The organism is Actinomadura rugatobispora (assembly GCF_042656285.1).
Taxonomy (GTDB): Bacteria; Actinomycetota; Actinomycetes; order Streptosporangiales; family Streptosporangiaceae; genus Spirillospora; species Spirillospora rugatobispora.
Genome location: NZ_JBHSON010000059.1, coordinates 1 through 16,322 on the forward strand (window position 1 = coordinate 1; position 16,322 = coordinate 16,322).

The window sequence follows — 16,322 nt, forward strand, 5'->3', positions numbered from 1 at the left end:
TGCCGCGCCGCCCCGGCCGCCGCCGCACGACCCGGACGCCGCGCTGCGCGGCAGCCAGGCCGTCCGCGCCGCGCTGGACCACGCGCTGGCCGACGACGAGCGCGTCTTCCTCACCGGGATCGACGTCCCCGCGGGCGGCGGCGTGTTCGGCATCACCAAGGGCCTGCACGCGAAGTATCCGGGGCGGCTCCTGGACACCCCGATCGCCGAGACGGCGATCATGGGCCTCGGGGTCGGCGCCGCGATGGCGGGGCTGCGCCCGGTGGTCGAGCTGATGTACCTGGACTTCGTCGGCGTGTGCCTCGACCAGCTGATGAACCAGGCGGCCAAGCTCGGGTTCATGACCGGCGGCGCCACCGAGGTCGGCATGGTGGTGCGCACCCAGTTCGGCGTGGGCCGCTCGTCCGGCAGCCAGCACTCGCAGAGCCTGGAGGCGCTGCTCGCGCACATCCCCGGCCTCGTCGTGCTGATGCCGGCGACGGTGGAGGACATGTACGGCCTGCTGCGCTCGGCGATCGACCTGCCCGCCCCGGTGGTCGTGATCGAGAACCGGCTGCTGTACGCGGGCTCCGGCCCGGCGCCCGCGCCCGGCCACCGCACCCCGATCGGCAGGGCCGCGGTCGCCCGGCCCGGCGACGACATCACCGTGGTGACGCTCTCGCGGGCGCTGCACACCGCGCTGGAGGCGGCCGCGATCGTCGAGGCCGAGGACGGCATCTCCTGCGAGGTGATCGATCTGCGGACGATCGCGCCGCTGGACACCGAAACCGTCCTCGGCTCGCTGCGCCGCACCAACCGGCTGCTGATCGTCAGCGAGGGCGCCGGCGACTTCGGGGTGGGCGCCGAACTGGCCGCGCGGGCGGTGGACGAGGGGTTCTGGACGCTGGACGCCCCGGTCCGGCGGCTGGGCGGCGCGCCGACCCCGGTGCCCTACAGCCCGCCGCTGGAACAGGCGTGGCTGCCCGGGGCCGGCGACGTCGTGGCCGAGATCAGGAACCTCTGCCGGGACCGTTGATCAGGGCGGCGATCAGAGGAGCCGGGCCAGCGCGTCGAGCGGGCCCGGCTCCGCGGAGCAGGGGAACAGCAGCACCTCGTCGCAGCCCGCCTCCCGGTGCGCGGCCAGGACCTCCGCCAGGTCGGCCTCGCTGACCGGGGTGTCGGCGATCATCCGCTCGACGAACGGGGCCGCGCCGTAGTAGCGGCGCAGGAACGCCTCGCGGTGCGCCACGGCGTCCCTCCCGAGGGCGTAGTGCACCACCGACAGCAGGTGCGGACGGCCGTCCCGTCTGGCGCGCCTCCATTCCGCCAGCACGGTGGCGGCGCCGCTCGCGAAGCCCTCGGCCCCGCCCAGGCCGCAGATCCAGCCGTCGCCGAGTGCGGCGACCCGCCGGGCGGCGGCCCGGGACGCGCCGCCGATCAGCACGGGCGGGCCGCCCGCCCGGCACGGGGCCGGGCCGGGGGAGACGAAATCGGCACCGTCCGCCCAGGTCGCCTTCAAGGCGGCGAGTTGCTCGTCGAGGATCGCGCCCCGGCGCGTGAACGCGACCCCGGCGGCCTCGTAGTCCGGCCGCCTGCTGCCGACGGCGACGCCGAGCCGCAGCCGCCCGCCCGACATCCGGTCCACGGTCGCGGCCTGCGCGGCCAGCACCGCCGCCGGGCGCAGCGGCGCCAGCAGCACGGAGGTGTACAGGTCGACCGACTCGGTGACGGCCGCCGCCCCGGCCAGGGCCGTGAGCGGGTCGTAGGTCGGCGCCACCAGCCGGTCGACCACGGCCACCGAGGCGAACCCGTGCTGCTCGGCGGCACGGGCCCACCCGGCGACGGCGCGGCCGTCCCGCTGGCCGAGGGCGGTCGGCAGCCCGGCTCCCAGCCTCATTCGCCGGGGACGGCGCCGACCTCGCGCAGCCCGTCCCGGAAGTGCCGGTGCGCGGAGTCGCTGCCGTCCATCAGATGGTTGCGGCGCCGGTGGATCCGCCAGCCCGCGGCGGTCCGGCGGAACTCCAGCCGGACGGCCGTCGTCCGCCAGACCCGGAAGGCGTCGGCCTTCCGGTCGAAGCGCTGCAGCATGCCGTGGCACAGCGCCACGGCCCGGTCCCCGTCGATCCGGACGGCCGGCAGCGTCGCCATGTGCCCGGAGCCGCCGGCCATGATCTTGCGGTGCAGCGGCAGCGACGCGATCATCTCGGCGATGCCGGCCGCGCCGTGGAAGGTCTCCAGGCCGCTGTCGTACTCGGCGTCCTCGGTGTGCAGCGCGCGCACCACGTCGTCGCTGCCGCTGTCGGCCGCCGGTCCGTAGGTCATCAGCAGCTGGTAGATCGCCAGCCGGTCCTCGACCTCGCGCAGCCGCCGTTCGAGGGCCCCGATCCGGTCGTCGTCGGTCATCGGAGGCCCCTCTACTTGATCGTGATGGCCTGTTCCGGGCAGTTCTGCACCGCGTCCTCGACCGCGCCCTCGTGCCCGGGCGGCACCTCCTGGGCGAGGACCACCGCGAACCCGTGCTCGTCGAGGTCGAAGACCTCCGGGCAGATCAGGTTGCAGCGCGCGTGGCCCTGGCACAGGTCCTTGTCCACGAACACGTCCACGGTCATGCCTCCTTGTGATCGGTGTGTGCGTCCCGGCGGCCGGCCGCGATGGCGCGGCCGGCGAGGTGGCCGAACGTCATGCCGGGGCCGAGGGTGGCCCCGCTGGCGGGTGAGGAGTCCCCGAACACGCCCGCGGTGATGTTCCCGGCCGCGTACAGGCCGGGGATCGGCGCGCCGGCGCCGTCCAGGACGCGCGCGTCGGGGTCCACGCTGGGGCCGCCGGTGGTGCCCGAGGACCCGGCGTAGACGCGGGTGGCGTGGAACGGGCCCCGCTCCAGCGGGGCCAGGCAGGCGCGGGCGCCCTCCCGGTCGCCGTCGCCCCACTCGCGGTCGACGGCGGCCTCGCCGCGCCCGAAGTCGGGGTCCAGGCCGCGGGCCGCGCCGGCGTTGAAGCGCTCGACCGTCTCGGTCAGCACGGCCGCGTCGGCGCCGATGAGCCCGGCCAGCTCCGAGATCGTCCCGGCGGACAGCCAGTGCGGGGGCGTGAGCGGCCGGTCCCCGAAGCAGCGCTCCCGGTACCGGTCCAGGAAGCCGGCGTCCACGACCAGCCAGGCGGGCAGGCGGGCGGCGTCCGGGTCGGCGACCGCGCGGCCGAAGTCCTGGTAGAGGGTGCCCTCGTTGGCGAAGCGGCGGCCGTTCCGGTCGACGATGATCGAGCCGGGCAGGTTGCGGGCCGGGCTCGCGTCGTGCATCAGCGGCGCGCCCTCCCGCTCCTCGTCCGACAGCCGGAGCAGCGCGTACCACTGGACCTCGCCCATGCCGCTGAGCCCGGCGCCCGCCGTCCGCGCCATGGCGAGGCCGTCGCCCTCGTTGCCGGGGCAGCTCCAGGAGCCTTCGAGCGGCGCCCCCACCCACTCGCGCAGGAGCCCGTCGTCGAACTCGAAGCCGCCGCTCGCCAGCACCACGTCCGGCGCGCGGACGGCGACGCTCTCGGCGCACCCTCCGGTGAGCACCCCGGCGACCCGGCCGTCCTCGACCAGCAGCTTCCTGGCCCGGCAGGACGTCCGGAACCGCACCCCGGCGCGCGCGCAGGCGGCGACGAGATGGCCGACCAGGCCCGTGCCGGCCGTCCAGAGTTCCTCGGGGCCGCGGTAGGGCGACCGCCTGACCCGCGCCGCGAGCCCGCCGAGCCCGGACGGGTCGAACGGGTGGGTGCCGAGGACGTGGCCGGGACCGGCGCCCGGTGCGTCCCGGTAGTAGTCGACCAGCCCGGTGAGCCGGAACGCGACGCCCGCGCCGGCCAGCTCGTCCACCATCGCCGGGGCGGCCTCCAGGAACGCCTCAAGCCGGGCCTTGTCGATCGGACGCCGCGCCACCGCCTCCAGGTAGCCGGTGACGGCGCCGGGGTCGGGGACGTGCCCGGCCTCCCGGGCCGGGCGGGAGCCGGGCGCGTAGACCAGGCCGCCCGACATCGCCGACGTCCCGCCGAGCAGGCCGGTCCGCTCCAGCACGATGGTGCCCAGCCCGGCCCGCGCGGTGGTGAGCGCCGCCGCCAGCCCGGCCGCGCCGGAACCCACGACGATGACGTCTGCTCTCGGAGTCGCTGCCATGGCGGCAGTCTGCGCGGGCTCCGTTATCGCTCGCGTTACCCGCACCTGGTCAGGGGACCGGCGCGTCAATACCGTGCCGGTGGACGCCGGCACGGCGTCTCCGACGAGCCGGAGGGATGCGAACGTGGGAGCGTATGCGGAGGCGTACCGGCGGAGCCTGGCCGACCCGGAGGGGTTCTGGCGCGAGGCCGCCGAGATCATCGACTGGACGGCCGAGCCGTCCCGGGCGCTCGACGCCGGCGCGGCGCCGTTCTACCGGTGGTTCCCCGGCGGGGAGCTGAACACCTGCGCCAACGCGCTGGACCGGCACGTGGCGGGCGGGGCGGGGGAGCGCACGGCCCTGATCTGGGACTCGGCGATGGTGGACCCGTCCCGGACGCCCGCCCGGCGGTCGTTCACCTACCGGGAGCTGCGGGACGAGGTGGCGCGCGTCGCCGGCGCGCTGGCCGCGCTCGGCGTCGGCAAGGGGGACCGGGTGGTCGTCTACATGCCGATGGTGCCGGAGGCGGTGATGACCATGCTGGCCTGCGCCCGCATCGGCGCCGTCCACTCGGTGGTCTTCGGCGGGTTCGCCGCCAAGGAGCTGGCCGCCCGCATCGAGGACGCCCGGCCCACGCTCGTGGTCGCCGCCTCGTGCGGGCTCGAACCGGCGCGCGTCGTGGAGTACCAGCCGATCCTGGAGCGGGCGCTGGAGCTGAGCGCGCACCGCCCGGAGCACACGCTGATGCTCCAGCGCGACGCCTGCCCGGCCGACCTGACCCTGCCCGGCTACCTGGACTGGGACGAGGTCGTCCCGGCCGCCGAGCCCGCTGATCCGGTGCCGGTGGCCTCCGACGACCCGCTCTACATCCTCTACACCTCCGGCACGACCGGGAAGCCCAAGGGCGTGCTGCGCACCGCGGGCGGCCACGCCGTCGCGCTCGCCTGGTCGATGGGCGCCGTCTACGACGTCCATGCCGGGGACGTCTTCTGGACGGTCTCCGACGTCGGCTGGGTCGTCGGCCACAGCTACATCGTGTACGGGCCGCTGCTGGTCGGGGCGACGACCGTGGTGTACGAGGGCAAGCCCGTCGGCACGCCCGACGCCGGCGCGTTCTGGCGGATCGTCCAGGAGCACCGGGTCAAGACGATCTTCACCGCGCCGACCGCGATCCGGGCGATCAAGAAGGCCGACCCGGAGGCCGCCGAGCTGGGCAAGTACGACACCACCACGCTCGCCGCGCTCTACCTGGCCGGGGAGCGCCTCGACCCGGAGACCTACCACTGGGCCTCCCGCGTGCTGGGCGTGCCCGTCACCGACCACTGGTGGCAGACCGAGACCGGCTGGCCGATCGCCGCCAACCCGCGCGGCCTTGAGGCGCTGCCGGTCAAGCCGGGCTCGGCCACGGTGCCCGTCCCCGGCTGGGACGTGCGGGTGCTCGACGAGTCCGGCGCGCCGGTCCCGGCCGGGCGGGAGGGCGAGATCGCGATCAGGCTGCCGCTGCCGCCGGGCGCGCTGGCCACGCTGTGGGGCGACGACGACCGGTTCGTGGAGTCCTACCTCAGCCGGCACGAGGGCCACTACCACACCGGCGACTCCGGCCACCTCGACGCCGACGGCCACCTGTTCGTCATGGGCCGGATCGACGACGTCATCAACGTCGCCGGGCACCGCCTGTCGACCGGCGCGATCGAGGCGGCCCTGGCGACCCATCCCGCGGTCGCCGAATGCGCCGTGATCGGCGTCCCGGACCCGCTCAAGGGGCAGGTGCCCTACGGCCTGATCGTGCTCAAGGCGGGCGCCGAGGCCGCCGGCGACGACGCCGCGAAGCTGCGCGCCGAGCTGGTGGAGGCGGTCCGGCGCGACGTCGGCGCGGTCGCCGCCTTCCGGGAGGCGTCCATCGTGCCGGCGCTGCCGAAGACCCGGTCGGGGAAGATCCTGCGCCGGACGATGCGGGGGATCGCCGGCGGCCGGGACGAGCCCGTGCCGCCGACGATCGAGGACGCGTCCGTCCTGGAGGCGCTCACCCCGATCCTGCGGAACCGCCTCTAGCCGTGGTGCCCGAGCCGGGCCCGGGATCGGTTCCCGGCCCGGCCCCGGCCTCGCCGAGGTAGCTCGACTCGATCAGCCCGGTGTCCTCCCGCAGCGACGCCGCGTCCGACTCCAGCGCCACCCGGCCGTGCGACAGGACGCACGCGCGGTCGGCGACCTTCAGCGCCTCGCTGACGTTCTGCTCCACCAGCAGCACGCCCAGGCCCCACTCCGCGGCGGCGTCCGTGAGCGCCTTCAGGCAGCGCTCCACGACCAGCGGCGCCAGCCCCTGCGACAGCTCGTCCAGAAGGATCGCCTTGGGGCGCGAGCACAGCGCGCGGGCCAGTGCCAGCATCTGCTGCTCGCCGCCCGACAGCAGCCCCGCGCGCCGTCCCATCAGCCGCTCCAGCTCGGGGAACAGCGCCAGCGGGTCCGACCTCCGGTTCCGGACGAGCGCGAGGTTCTCCTGCACGGTCAGGGACGGCAGCAGGGCCCGGTCGTCGGTGACCGCCGCCAGGCCGTGCCGGCTGAGCCGGTAGGGCGGCACGGCGGTGATGGACGCGCCGTCCAGCGTGATCGTGCCCGACATCGGCCGCAGGAACCCGCCGGCGGTCAGCAGCGCCGTGGTCTTCCCGGCGCCGTTCGGGCCCAGCAGGGCGACGATCTCGCCCTCGGCCACGGTGAGGTCGAGGTCCCACACGACGGGCATCCGCCCGTAGCCGGTGGTGACCTTCGAGATCTCCAGCAGCATGGTCAGCCCTCCCCGAGGTAGGCGGCGCGGACGCGCGGATCGGTGCGGATCTCCGCCGGGCTCCCCTCGGCGATCACGCCGCCGAGCTGCAGCACCGTGACCCGGTCGCAGACCCCCATCACCAGCTGCATGTCGTGCTCGACCAGCAGGATCGCGGTCTCCGGCGCGACGATCTCGCGCAGCGCGCGGCCCAGCTCGGCCGTCTCGCCGGTCTCCAGGCCCGCGGCGGGCTCGTCCAGCAGCAGCACCCTGGGCCGCCCGGCGATCGCCCGCGCCACGCTCACCAGCCGGCGGCGGCCGTGCGGCAGCTCCACCACCAGCCGGTCGAGCTCGTCCGCGACGCCGAGCAGGCCGGCGGCCCACTCCACGTCCGCGCGGGCGGGCCGGGCGCCGCCGACCAGGCCGACCGAGAGGTTCTCGGCCACCGACAGGTCGTCGAACAGCTCCAGCCCCTGGAAGGTGCGGCCGATCCCGTCCCGCGCCCGGCGGTGCGCCGGGCGGCGCTCGACGCGCCTCCCGGCCAGCTCCACCGTGCCGCGCGCGGGCCGCAGGAAGCCCCCGGCCACGTCCATCAGCGTGGACTTGCCGCTGCCGTTGGGCCCGATCAGGCCGTGCACGTGGCCGGCGGTGACGTCGACCGAGACGCCGTCGAGGGCCTTGACGCCGCCGAACTCGACGTCCACGTCCCGGATCCGGAGTAGCCGTGTCATCGCGCCCGCTCCTCTGCCAGGGCGGGCCCGGCCGCCGCCTTCACCGCGGGCCGGTGCGCGCCGCCGGGACCGCCGCCGCCGGTGTCCGGGCCGGGTCTCCGGCGCCCGCGCAGCGCCTCGGCGATCTGCCGGGGCACGCCCGCCAGGCCCTCGGGATGCATGATGACGATGCTCATCACGCCGAGCCCGGACAGCACGTTGACGATCGTGTGCGCGTGCCCGCTGAAACTGAACACGTGCGCCATCAGCCCGCCGTTGGCCAGCAGCAGCCCGCCCAGGACGCAGCCGCCGACCGAGGTGATCCCGCCCAGGTACAGCACCGAGACCAGCGTGATCGAGGTGAAGAACTCGAACGACGCCCAGGCGATCTGCTGGCTGCGGTAGCCGAGCAGCGCGCCCGCGACGCCCGCGATGAACGCGGCGATCGCGAACGCCTGCAGCTTGGTGGCCCCCACCGACAGGCCCTGCGCCGCCGCGCCCCGCTCGTTGGCGCGCACCGCCAGGAACCGGGCGCCGAGCGGGCTGCGCCGCACGTACAGCACGAACGCCCCCGCCAGCACGGTGATCACCAGCGTGAAAATTCCGAACGCGCGCTGCTGGGTGATGCCGTTCATGTCGATGCCGAACACCGACGCGGTCGGGTACTTCAGGCCCAGCCCGGCCCCGGTCAGCCGCTCCGAGGAGAACACCGTCGCGTCCATCACGATCGCGACGCTGAGACCGACGACGGCCAGGTTGACGCCGCGCACCCGCACCGCGGGCAGCCCGACCAGGAACCCGACGGGCACCGCGAGCAGGCCGCCGGCCAGCAGCGCCAGCGGCGGTGTCAGCCCGACGTGCTCCAGCACCCGGCCGGCGCCGAGCGCGCCGACCGCCGCCACCGTCATCTGGCCGAGCGAGATCTGGCCGCAGTAGCCGGTCAGCACCACCAGCGACATCAGCGCCACCGCGATGATCAGGCTGACCGTGGTCGGGTCGACCAGGCCGATCGGCGCCAGCAGGAACCACGGCACGCCCGCGGCGGCGGCGACCGCCGCCCACCGCCAGGGCCGTTCGGGCAGCCGCGCCGGCGGCAGGCTGCGGCTGGTCTCGGCGCCCTTGGGCACCACGCTCCGGCCGCCGATCACCACCGCGCCGATGATCACCAGCAGCGGCAGCGCCTGGTCCCAGCCGGGCACGCCGGTGGCCTCGGCCAGCCGCTGGCTGTAGCGCAGCAGCAGCGCCGAGCAGCTGCCGAGCACCGTGCCGACCACCACCAGCAGCCCGAACGAGCGGAACCCGGCGACCAGCGAGATCGCGATCGCGGTGACCAGCACCTGGGTGTAGGCGTTCAGGCTGGGCTGCTGCAGCGTGGACAGGAAGATCCCGGCCAGCCCCGCCAGCGCGGAACCCAGCGCCCAGTTCAGCATCTCCAGCCGCTGCGGCGGGACGCCGAGCAGCTGCGCCGCGCGCTCGTTGTCGGCCGCCGCGCGGGTGGCGCGGCCGAACGGGGTGAAGGCGTACAGCGCCCACAGCAGCGCGCAGATCACCACGGTGATCACGATCAGGATGACCCGGTCCAGGCCGATGATGAAGGCGGGTTCGCCGAACGGCAGCCGCAGCGTGTCGGTCGGGAACAGCTGCACCGGGACCGGGTCCTCCTTGCCGAAGACCGGGTGGATCAGCGCGTGGATCAGCACCATCAGGCCCAGCGTGCAGACCAGCCGGGCGAGCGGGTCGGCGTGCCGCAGCCTGCGCATGAACAGCAGGTCGAACGCGACGCCGACGGCCGTCGAGGCGAGCACCCCGCCCACCACGGCCGGGATCTTCGGCCAGCCCAGCTCGTGGATCAAGAAGAGATAGCTGTAGGCGCCGACGGTGGCGATGGCGCCGTGCGCGAAGTTCAGGACGCGCGAGCTCCGGAACACGATGAGCAGGCCCGAGGCCAGCAGGGCGTAGAGCGTTCCCGCCGCGGCGCCCAGGATGAGCAGCTGGATGTTGGCGTGCATGGGGCCTCAGCCCCCGGCCGGGGCGAAGACGTCCCGCACCAGGGCGACCTGCTTCAGGTCGTCGCCCTTCCACTGGTTGATGTACGCGGACGGGTTGGCCAGGCCGTCGTAGCCGCCGGGCGCCGAGCCCTTGGGCAGGGTGAGCGGCACCGGGACGCCCTTCACCGTGAGCGTCGCCGCGCGCAGGTGGGCGGTCAGGCCCGCGCGGGTGATCTTGTCGTCCTTCATGCCGGCGATCGCGGCCTCCATTGCGCGCCCGCCGAGCCAGCCCGACATCGAGCCCTGCCCGAAGCTGGCCTGCCTGCCCATCCGGTGCAGCATCACCCGCATCGCGGTGATGTCGGGGTCGGCCGAGTCGTCGGGGAAGGCGGCCCAGTCGGTGGCCATGTAGAGGCCGTCCTTGGTGTCGCCGAGCGTCTTGACCGTGGTGGCGGGCCACTGGCTGGCCAGCGTGGCGATCTTGACGGTGGGGTTCTGCTGGCGGATCGCGCGGACCAGCGCCGGCAGGTCGGTCGGGGTGACCCCGGTGAAGATCACGTCGGGGTTCGCCGACAGCAGCTGGGTGGCGACGGGGGAGTAGTCGGGCGTGCCCGGCTTGGCGAACACGGTGGCGACCACGCTGCCGCCCGCGGCCTTCACCTCCTCGGTCGTCCGCGCCGCCGCCTTGCTGGAGGAGGTGGACGCGGCGTTCACCAGCGCGACCTTCTTGGCCCCGTTGGCCGGGAAGTGCTTGGCGAGCGCGGCGAACTGGGTGATGGCGCCGCCGGTGATGGCGAACATCGCCGGGCCCTTCATCTCGCCCTCGCCGGTCGTCTCGGTCGACAGGTAGCTGAGCCCGGCCTGGTTCAGCAGCGGCGCGGCCACCAGCGGCGTCACCACGGTCTCGCCGCCGATCACGGCGAGGACCGACGTGTCCTGGATCAGCCGGCGGGCGCAGTCCTGGTTCTTGGTGGCGTCCAGCCCGTCGTCACAGCGGACGATCTTGACCGGGTGGCCGCCGATGCCGCCGTGGGTGTTGACGTAGCGGGCCCACGCCTCGGTCCCGTCGGCGATCGACGACAGGATGACCGGGCCGGTGTCGGCGGAGATGCTGCCGAAGGTCAGGGTGGATTTGGCCGGGGACGGCGAGTCCGGGGGAATCGTCCCCAGAGCGCCCTCCCCGGCGGTGCTGTCGCCATCGGCGCTGGAACACGCCGCGGCCAGCAGGCAGATCAGCGTGGACGCTGCTGCCAGCGCGATGGCGTGCTTGCTGCGGCGCCTGTCCTTGTTTCGCACGGCTGTCCCCTGTGGCTGAGGTGGGTCAGGCGGATGCCTGTGGGCCTCCAGCCAAGGCGCGGGTCGTTATGACATGCGTTACATCCACGCGGTAACGCACCAGCTCACCGGCCCTTTGACAGCGAGAAAAGGGAGACGGGCCCACGGCGCGCAGCCGTGGGCCCGTGGTGGCCGACGCGGGTCAGGCGGTCGCGGGCGGCTCGGCCGGGGTGAAGCGGAAGAGCCTCTCGGCGTTGCCCCGCATGATCTTGTACTGGGTCTCGGCGGGCAGGTGGCCGAGCCGCTGCCCGGCCAGCTTCAGGCTGCCCGGCCAGGTGGAGTCGGAGTGCGGGTAGTCGGTCTCGATCATGATGTTGTCCTCGCCCACCATGTCGAGCAGCCCGATGCCCGCGGCGTCGTCGATGAAGCAGCCGAAGATGTGCTCGCGGTAGTCCCGCCAGATGTCGATCGCGTCGAGGTCGACCGCCGGGTTGGAGCCCATGCCGGCCGTCCCCCCGGCGGGGTCGAACCGGACGCCGCGTCCCGCCCAGTACTTCTGGGTGGTGAGCACCTGCTCGGCGCGCTGCAGGAAGTAGGGGATCCAGCCGATGCTGCCCTCCGACAGCGCGATCTTCAGCCGCGGGATCTCCTGGAACTTGCCGCTGAACAGCCACTCCAGCATCGCCCCGGCGGTCCGCACCGAGCCCCACGACATGTTCGCCAGCACCGGCGCGTCCGGCGAGATCCGGGGCAGCTGCGAGGACGAGCCGACGTGCATGCACACCACCAGCTCGTTGTCGGCGGCGGCCTTCAGCACCGGGTCCCAGTAGCGGGACGGGTCGTGGATCGTGGGCAGCCCCAGCGGCGCCGGGTTCTCCGAGAACGCGACCGCGCGGGCGCCCTTGGCGGCGGTGCGCTCGATCTCCCCGACCGCCAGCGCCGGGTCCCACAGCGGCATGATCGCCATCGGGATGAACCGGCCCGGCACCGCGCCGCACCAGTCCTCGATCATCCAGTCGTTGTAGGCCCGCACGCACTCCAGCGCGAGCTCCTTGTCCTCGGCCTCGTAGAAGATCTGCCCGCAGAAGCGCGGGAACGAGGGGAAGCACAGCGAGGCGATGACGCCGTCCAGGTTCATGTCCTCGGCGCGGGCGACCGGGTCGTAGCAGCCGGGGCGCATGTCGCGGTAGCTCATCGCCTCCGGGCTGAACTCGGTGCTGTCCCTGCCGACGACCGCCGACAGTCCCGAGGTCGGGACGTCGCGGCCGTCGTACACCCAGCGCTCGCCGTCGCCGTCGGAGACCAGCCTGGGCGCGCGGTCGCGGTACCTGGCGGCGACGCGCCCCTGCCACACGTCCGGCGGTTCCAGCACGTGGTCGTCAACCGAGATCATCCAGTCGAGGTTCGTGCGGTCCATGGTGACCGGAACCCTCCTTCACAGGTCGATGTCGAGGATCAGGGACGAGTACGACTTGCCGTAGACGTCCAGGCGGAGCCCGAAATTGCAGCCGCCGTCCAGCGCGCCTTCGAGCACGAAGTTGAGCCCGTGCAGGTTCGGGTAGACGTAGCGGGTGACCTCGCCCTTGACCAGCGAGCCGAACTTCTCGCGGACCCTGCCGGCGGTCACCTTCTCCAGCAGCAGCGGCCAGTGCGCGTCGTCCTCGACGAACACGCAGACGTTGGAGACGTCGCCCTTGTCCCCGGCCCGGCTGTAGGCGATGTCGTGCAGCTTCATACGGTCACCAGCTCCGTTTCCAGGGAGACCGCGGATCGCGGCACGTAGGCGCGGGTCACCCCGATGAACCGCTCGATCGAGGGCGTGCTCGCGGTCGCACCGGCCAGGGAAAAGGACAGGTGCTTGGCCTCGAACATGTAGGCGCGGGCCACGTCCTCGTCCGGGCAGCGGGCGGCGAAGCGGAGCCGGACCTCGGCCGGGTACCCGGCGGCGACCCGGTCGCCGAACAGGGAGTCCACGCCGATCAGGTCAGCCCGCGAGTCGACGATCCCGGCGCTGAACTCCGCGCAGCGGGCCGCGAGCAGCTCCTTGGCGTACTCGGCGCGCTCCAGGCAGCCGGGCCCGCCGAAGGACATCTCGGCGCCGACCTTCCAGCCCAGGTCCAGCCCGACCAGCACCTTCAGCGTCTCGGGACGCGCCTTGCCGGTCATCCCGGTCACCTCGACCCGGTTCTCGCCGACGACCGCGACGGCGGTCCGGCTGACGTCGAGGGTCACGTCGGGGGTGAGGTAGTTGGCCGGGTCCTGGATCTCGTAGCCGAGCTGGAGCTTGACGGTCCGCTCGTCCACCACGCCGCCCGACTCCGGCGTCTTGGAGATCACGATCCGGTCGTCGCCCACCTCGGCGTAGGGCATGCCGATCCGGACCGCGTCGGCGGGCAGCTGGTGCGGCGCGTTGGCCAGCCGGCCGCCGCTGACCAGGATCCCGCACTCCAGCAGGTGCCCGACCGTGGTCGCCTCGGCCACCCGCTGCAGGTCGGTCAGGTCCCAGCCGAGCTCGTGGCAGATCGGCGCCACGTACAGCGACGGGTCGGCGGTGCGGCCGCCGATGACGAAGTCGGCGCCGCGGTCCAGCAGCTCCATGACCTCGGCCGCGCCGGAGTAGACGTTGACCGAGACGACCGGCTCCTTGACCTGGGAGATCCGGCAGCCCAGGTCGGGCAGCTCCAGGTCCAGACCGAACGCGCGGTCGCGGATGTCGTCGCCGTGGACGCCGCCGACCCGGACGCCCCTCCGGCCCTGCTCGCGGAACAGCCGCACGGCGGTGTCGACCGCGGCGCGGGTGTTGCTGCCCCCGAAGTTCCCGACGATCTTCAGGCCGTCGGCGACGAAGCCGCCGAAGTCCCGGACCACCGGCTCCAGGTTGTGCGCGTACCCGGCCGACGGGTCGAGCACCCGGCGCAGCTGCGCGAAGGTCATCGTCGCCTCCGCCAGGCAGTCGAAGCCCAGGTACGACACCAGACCGCTCCTCGCCAGGTCCACGGACCAGTCGAGGCGATCACCGTCGTAGGCGCTTCCGCAGCCGACGCGCACGGTCCGCCGCTTCCCCATCCCGTAGCCTCCTCCGCCTCGTGAACGTTGGCCCGATGCTGGCCCGGCCGTGTTACCGGCCTCGTTACCCGTGGTCGGAGCGGGTGTGCGGGGGGTGAGCGGTTAACGCGGCCGGTAACGAGCGGGGGCCAGGCTCGGGCTCGCCAGGGCCGCGGCGGCGGCCGGACCACGCGTGAGGTGATGGCAGGTGGCCACGACAGGCGGCGGGACCCGGAACGAGACGGGCACGGCGATCGAGCACTACGACGGCTACGACCACGGCACCGCGCAGCGGTACTTCGACATCGTCGGGGCGGCGCGCGGCCGGTGCCCGGTCGCGCGCAGCGACGCCCACGGCGGCTACTGGATCGTCAGCGCGCACGAGGACATCAGGCGGGTCCTGTCGGACCCGGAGACGTTCTCGAACGCGCGGGGGATCATGATCCCGGTGGAGGACCGGCTGCGCAAGCCGCCGCAGGACCTCGACCCGCCGCTGCAGACCGACTTCCGGCGGCTGCTCAACCGGTACTTCTCCCGGCACGGCCTGGCCCGGCACGCCGACCGCGTCCACCGGCTGGCCGAGGAGCACGTCGAGGCGGTGCTGCCGCTCGGCGACCGGGCCCGCGGCGGGCCGGGCTGCGACGTCATCGGCGACTTCGCCAAGCCGCTCACCGCGGCGGTGCTCAGCACCGTCATCCTCGACCTGCGCGACCCGGTGCGGTTCGCCGAGGTCCGCGGGATCGTCGAGGGCGTCGGCTACGGCAGCGCGGAGCAGAACGCGCGGGCCTTCCGGCGGCTGCAGGCGGTCGTCGAGGAGATGCTGGACGACCTGGCCGGCCGGGAGGAGCGCGACGACGTCCTCGACGCGGTGCTGCGCGGCACCGTGGACGGCGGCCGTCCGCTGACCCGCGACGAGCGGGTCGGCACGGTCATGCAGCTGCTGCTCGGCGGGCTGAAGACCACGGTCGCCGCCATCGGCCACATCGTCGCGCACCTCGCCGCGCGCGACGGGATCGAGGAGCGGCTGCGCGAACCGGGCTGGTCGCGCGGGCCGCTGGACGAGTTCCTGCGGCTGGAGCCGCCGGTCAAGATGATCGCCCGGTCGGCGACCCGGGACGTGCTGGTCGGAGGCCGGCGGGTGCGCGCCGGCGAGATGGTCGCGGTGATGCTCGGCTCGGCGAACCGGGACGAGTCCGTCTTCCCGGACGCCGCCGAGCTGGACGTCGACCGGCGCCGGAACCCGCACCTGAGCTTCGGGCTCGGCGCGCACCGCTGCATCGGCAGCAACCTGGCCCGCATGGAGATCGTCTCGGCCGTCGACGCGCTGCTGGCGCGGGTGCGGGACGTCCGGCCGGCGCCGGGCGCCCGGCTGGTCCGCACGCCGTCCGCGCCGGAGCTGTCGTGGGAGGCCGTGACGGTGGACTTCGACCTTGTTGAGGGAGCGTCGTCATCGTGACGTCGATCGGCATCACCATTCCGCAGCGCGCGTCGCTGTTCGGCGTCGGGACCGTCCGGGAGCTGCTCGGGCTGGCGCCGCTGGCGGAGGAGACCGGCCTGTTCGACACGGCGTGGGTGGGCGACAGCCTGACGTCCAAGGCCCGCCCGGACGCGCTCGCCTGCCTGGGCGTGCTCGCCGGCACCACCTCGGCGCTGCGGCTCGGGGCCGGCTGCATGGCCAGCTTCGCGGTGCGCGATCCGGCGCTGTTCGCCTACCAGTGGGCGAGCCTGGACGTCGTCTCCGAAGGGCGGACGCTGCTGGCCGTGTGCAACGGCCTGCAGAAGAAGGGCGGGGCGTCGGAGGAGGAGGGCCGCCACTTCGGCGGCGTGCCGGACAGGGAGCGCGTCGCCCGGCTGGAGGAGTACATCGGCCTCGTGCGGCGGCTCTGGACCGGCGACCCGGTCGACTTCGAGGGGCGGTTCGCCCGCTACGACGGCATCCGGATCCTGCCCGCGCCCGTCCAGGACCCCTGCCCGATCTGGATCAGCGCCAACCCGCCCGCCGGACCGCACGCCGCGCGGGTGCTGCGCCGCGTCGCGACCAGGGCCGACGGCCTGCTCACCAGCCGGGGCGCGCCCGGGTACGTCGCCGCCCTCAGGGCCGGGCTGGACGCCGAGCTCCGCGCCGCGGGCAGGGACCCCGGCCCGTTCCCGATCGGGGTCTACCACAGCGTCAACATCGGCCCCGACCGGGAGGAGTGCCTGGCCGAGGCGCGGCGCTTCTTCGACAACTACTACGGCGAGGGCGTGTTCGACCGGGACGGCGCCCTGGCCATGACGGCGGTCGGGTCGCCGGAGGAGTGCGCGGAGCAGCTGCGGGCCGTCCGGGACGAGGGCGCCTCCCACATCTCCCTGCGGCTGGCGTCATGGCGGCCGCGCGAGCAGTTCGACCTGCTGGTGGAGAAGGTGCTGCCCGCCTTCCTGGCGGACTGAC

General features: G+C 74.1%; 15 protein-coding genes. 4 read left to right on the top strand and 11 right to left on the bottom strand.

What is annotated here, in order from left to right; all coding sequences use genetic code 11:
* Nucleotides 1-1,015: alpha-ketoacid dehydrogenase subunit beta (locus tag ACFPZN_RS34735; protein ID WP_378286565.1), on the top strand; the 1,015-nt coding region annotated here is incomplete at its 5' end.
* Nucleotides 1,016-1,027: 12 nt separating this feature from the next.
* Here the strand turns inward: ACFPZN_RS34735 and ACFPZN_RS34740 are convergent.
* From ACFPZN_RS34740 to ACFPZN_RS34755, 4 genes are read right to left on the bottom strand one after another with little or no spacing between them, the layout of a single operon-like run.
* The gene (locus ACFPZN_RS34740) at nt 1,028-1,876 is read right to left on the bottom strand and encodes an LLM class flavin-dependent oxidoreductase (protein ID WP_378286567.1); all 849 of its coding nucleotides are present in this window, start codon (nt 1,874-1,876) and stop codon (nt 1,028-1,030) included.
* Entirely contained in the window at nt 1,873-2,382 is a 510-nt protein-coding gene (locus ACFPZN_RS34745; protein WP_378286568.1) for a nuclear transport factor 2 family protein, read from the bottom strand. The genes ACFPZN_RS34740 and ACFPZN_RS34745 overlap by 4 nt, the downstream gene beginning before the upstream one ends.
* 11 nt (nt 2,383-2,393) lie before the next feature.
* Nucleotides 2,394-2,588, bottom strand: coding sequence for a ferredoxin (locus tag ACFPZN_RS34750; protein ID WP_378286569.1), 195 nt, complete (start codon nt 2,586-2,588; stop codon nt 2,394-2,396).
* Nucleotides 2,585-4,333 (bottom strand): FAD-dependent oxidoreductase, encoded by a 1,749-nt coding sequence (locus tag ACFPZN_RS34755; protein WP_378286570.1) that lies wholly within the window; start codon nt 4,331-4,333, stop codon nt 2,585-2,587. The genes ACFPZN_RS34750 and ACFPZN_RS34755 overlap by 4 nt, the downstream gene beginning before the upstream one ends.
* On the opposite strand from ACFPZN_RS34755, the gene ACFPZN_RS34760 reads away from it, so the two are divergent.
* The gene (locus ACFPZN_RS34760) at nt 4,257-6,164 is read left to right on the top strand and encodes an acetate--CoA ligase (RefSeq protein WP_378286571.1); all 1,908 of its coding nucleotides are present in this window, start codon (nt 4,257-4,259) and stop codon (nt 6,162-6,164) included. The two genes, ACFPZN_RS34755 and ACFPZN_RS34760, sit on opposite strands and share 77 nt — an antisense overlap.
* Here the strand turns inward: ACFPZN_RS34760 and ACFPZN_RS34765 are convergent.
* The 7 genes from ACFPZN_RS34765 to ACFPZN_RS34795 all read right to left on the bottom strand — a co-directional run bounded on the left by ACFPZN_RS34765 (nt 6,136) and on the right by ACFPZN_RS34795 (nt 13,912).
* Complete coding sequence (locus ACFPZN_RS34765) at nt 6,136-6,894, bottom strand: ABC transporter ATP-binding protein (RefSeq protein WP_378286572.1); 759 nt, start codon at nt 6,892-6,894, stop codon at nt 6,136-6,138. The two genes, ACFPZN_RS34760 and ACFPZN_RS34765, sit on opposite strands and share 29 nt — an antisense overlap.
* Nucleotides 6,895-6,896: 2 nt before the next feature.
* The gene (locus tag ACFPZN_RS34770) at nt 6,897-7,604 is read right to left on the bottom strand and encodes an ABC transporter ATP-binding protein (RefSeq protein ID WP_378286573.1); all 708 of its coding nucleotides are present in this window, start codon (nt 7,602-7,604) and stop codon (nt 6,897-6,899) included.
* Nucleotides 7,601-9,592, bottom strand: coding sequence for a branched-chain amino acid ABC transporter permease (locus tag ACFPZN_RS34775; protein WP_378286574.1), 1,992 nt, complete (start codon nt 9,590-9,592; stop codon nt 7,601-7,603). Before ACFPZN_RS34775 ends, ACFPZN_RS34770 begins: the two co-directional genes overlap by 4 nt.
* Before the next feature lie 6 nt (nt 9,593-9,598).
* Complete coding sequence (locus ACFPZN_RS34780; protein ID WP_378286575.1) at nt 9,599-10,867, bottom strand: ABC transporter substrate-binding protein; 1,269 nt, start codon at nt 10,865-10,867, stop codon at nt 9,599-9,601.
* Nucleotides 10,868-11,048: 181 nt separating this feature from the next.
* Nucleotides 11,049-12,263 carry an amidohydrolase family protein gene (locus tag ACFPZN_RS34785; protein ID WP_378286576.1) on the bottom strand — a complete coding sequence of 405 codons (1,215 nt, stop codon included), beginning with the start codon at nt 12,261-12,263 and terminating at the stop codon, nt 11,049-11,051.
* Nucleotides 12,264-12,281: 18 nt separating this feature from the next.
* Nucleotides 12,282-12,581 carry an AtuA-related protein gene (locus ACFPZN_RS34790; RefSeq protein WP_378286577.1) on the bottom strand — a complete coding sequence of 100 codons (300 nt, stop codon included), beginning with the start codon at nt 12,579-12,581 and terminating at the stop codon, nt 12,282-12,284.
* Nucleotides 12,578-13,912: an acyclic terpene utilization AtuA family protein gene (locus ACFPZN_RS34795; protein ID WP_378286578.1), complete on the bottom strand. Its 1,335-nt coding sequence runs from the start codon at nt 13,910-13,912 to the stop codon at nt 12,578-12,580. Before ACFPZN_RS34795 ends, ACFPZN_RS34790 begins: the two co-directional genes overlap by 4 nt.
* 187 nt (nt 13,913-14,099) lie before the next feature.
* Here ACFPZN_RS34795 and ACFPZN_RS34800 point away from each other — a divergent pair, with 187 nt between their 5' ends.
* Entirely contained in the window at nt 14,100-15,347 is a 1,248-nt protein-coding gene (locus ACFPZN_RS34800; RefSeq protein WP_378286579.1) for a cytochrome P450, read from the top strand.
* A complete protein-coding gene (locus ACFPZN_RS34805) occupies nt 15,344-16,321 on the top strand; it encodes an LLM class flavin-dependent oxidoreductase (RefSeq protein ID WP_378286581.1) in 978 nt (325 codons plus the stop codon). The genes ACFPZN_RS34800 and ACFPZN_RS34805 overlap by 4 nt, the downstream gene beginning before the upstream one ends.
* The last annotated feature ends 1 nt before the right edge of the window (nt 16,322 follow it).

Excerpts from the sequence above, each read along its gene's own strand:
- ACFPZN_RS34755 (WP_378286570.1), bottom strand. The coding sequence starts at position 4,333 with ATGATCTCGGCGGCCTCGCGCCAGAACCCCTCCGGGTCGGCCAGGCTC.
- ACFPZN_RS34775 (WP_378286574.1), bottom strand. The coding sequence starts at position 9,592 with ATGCACGCCAACATCCAGCTGCTCATCCTGGGCGCCGCGGCGGGAACG.
- ACFPZN_RS34765 (WP_378286572.1), bottom strand. The coding sequence starts at position 6,894 with ATGCTGCTGGAGATCTCGAAGGTCACCACCGGCTACGGGCGGATGCCC.
- ACFPZN_RS34795 (WP_378286578.1), bottom strand. The coding sequence starts at position 13,912 with ATGGGGAAGCGGCGGACCGTGCGCGTCGGCTGCGGAAGCGCCTACGAC.
- ACFPZN_RS34750 (WP_378286569.1), bottom strand. The coding sequence starts at position 2,588 with ATGACCGTGGACGTGTTCGTGGACAAGGACCTGTGCCAGGGCCACGCG.
- ACFPZN_RS34785 (WP_378286576.1), bottom strand. The coding sequence starts at position 12,263 with ATGGACCGCACGAACCTCGACTGGATGATCTCGGTTGACGACCACGTG.
- ACFPZN_RS34790 (WP_378286577.1), bottom strand. The coding sequence starts at position 12,581 with ATGAAGCTGCACGACATCGCCTACAGCCGGGCCGGGGACAAGGGCGAC.
- ACFPZN_RS34770 (WP_378286573.1), bottom strand. The coding sequence starts at position 7,604 with ATGACACGGCTACTCCGGATCCGGGACGTGGACGTCGAGTTCGGCGGC.
- ACFPZN_RS34745 (WP_378286568.1), bottom strand. The coding sequence starts at position 2,382 with ATGACCGACGACGACCGGATCGGGGCCCTCGAACGGCGGCTGCGCGAG.
- ACFPZN_RS34740 (WP_378286567.1), bottom strand. The coding sequence starts at position 1,876 with ATGAGGCTGGGAGCCGGGCTGCCGACCGCCCTCGGCCAGCGGGACGGC.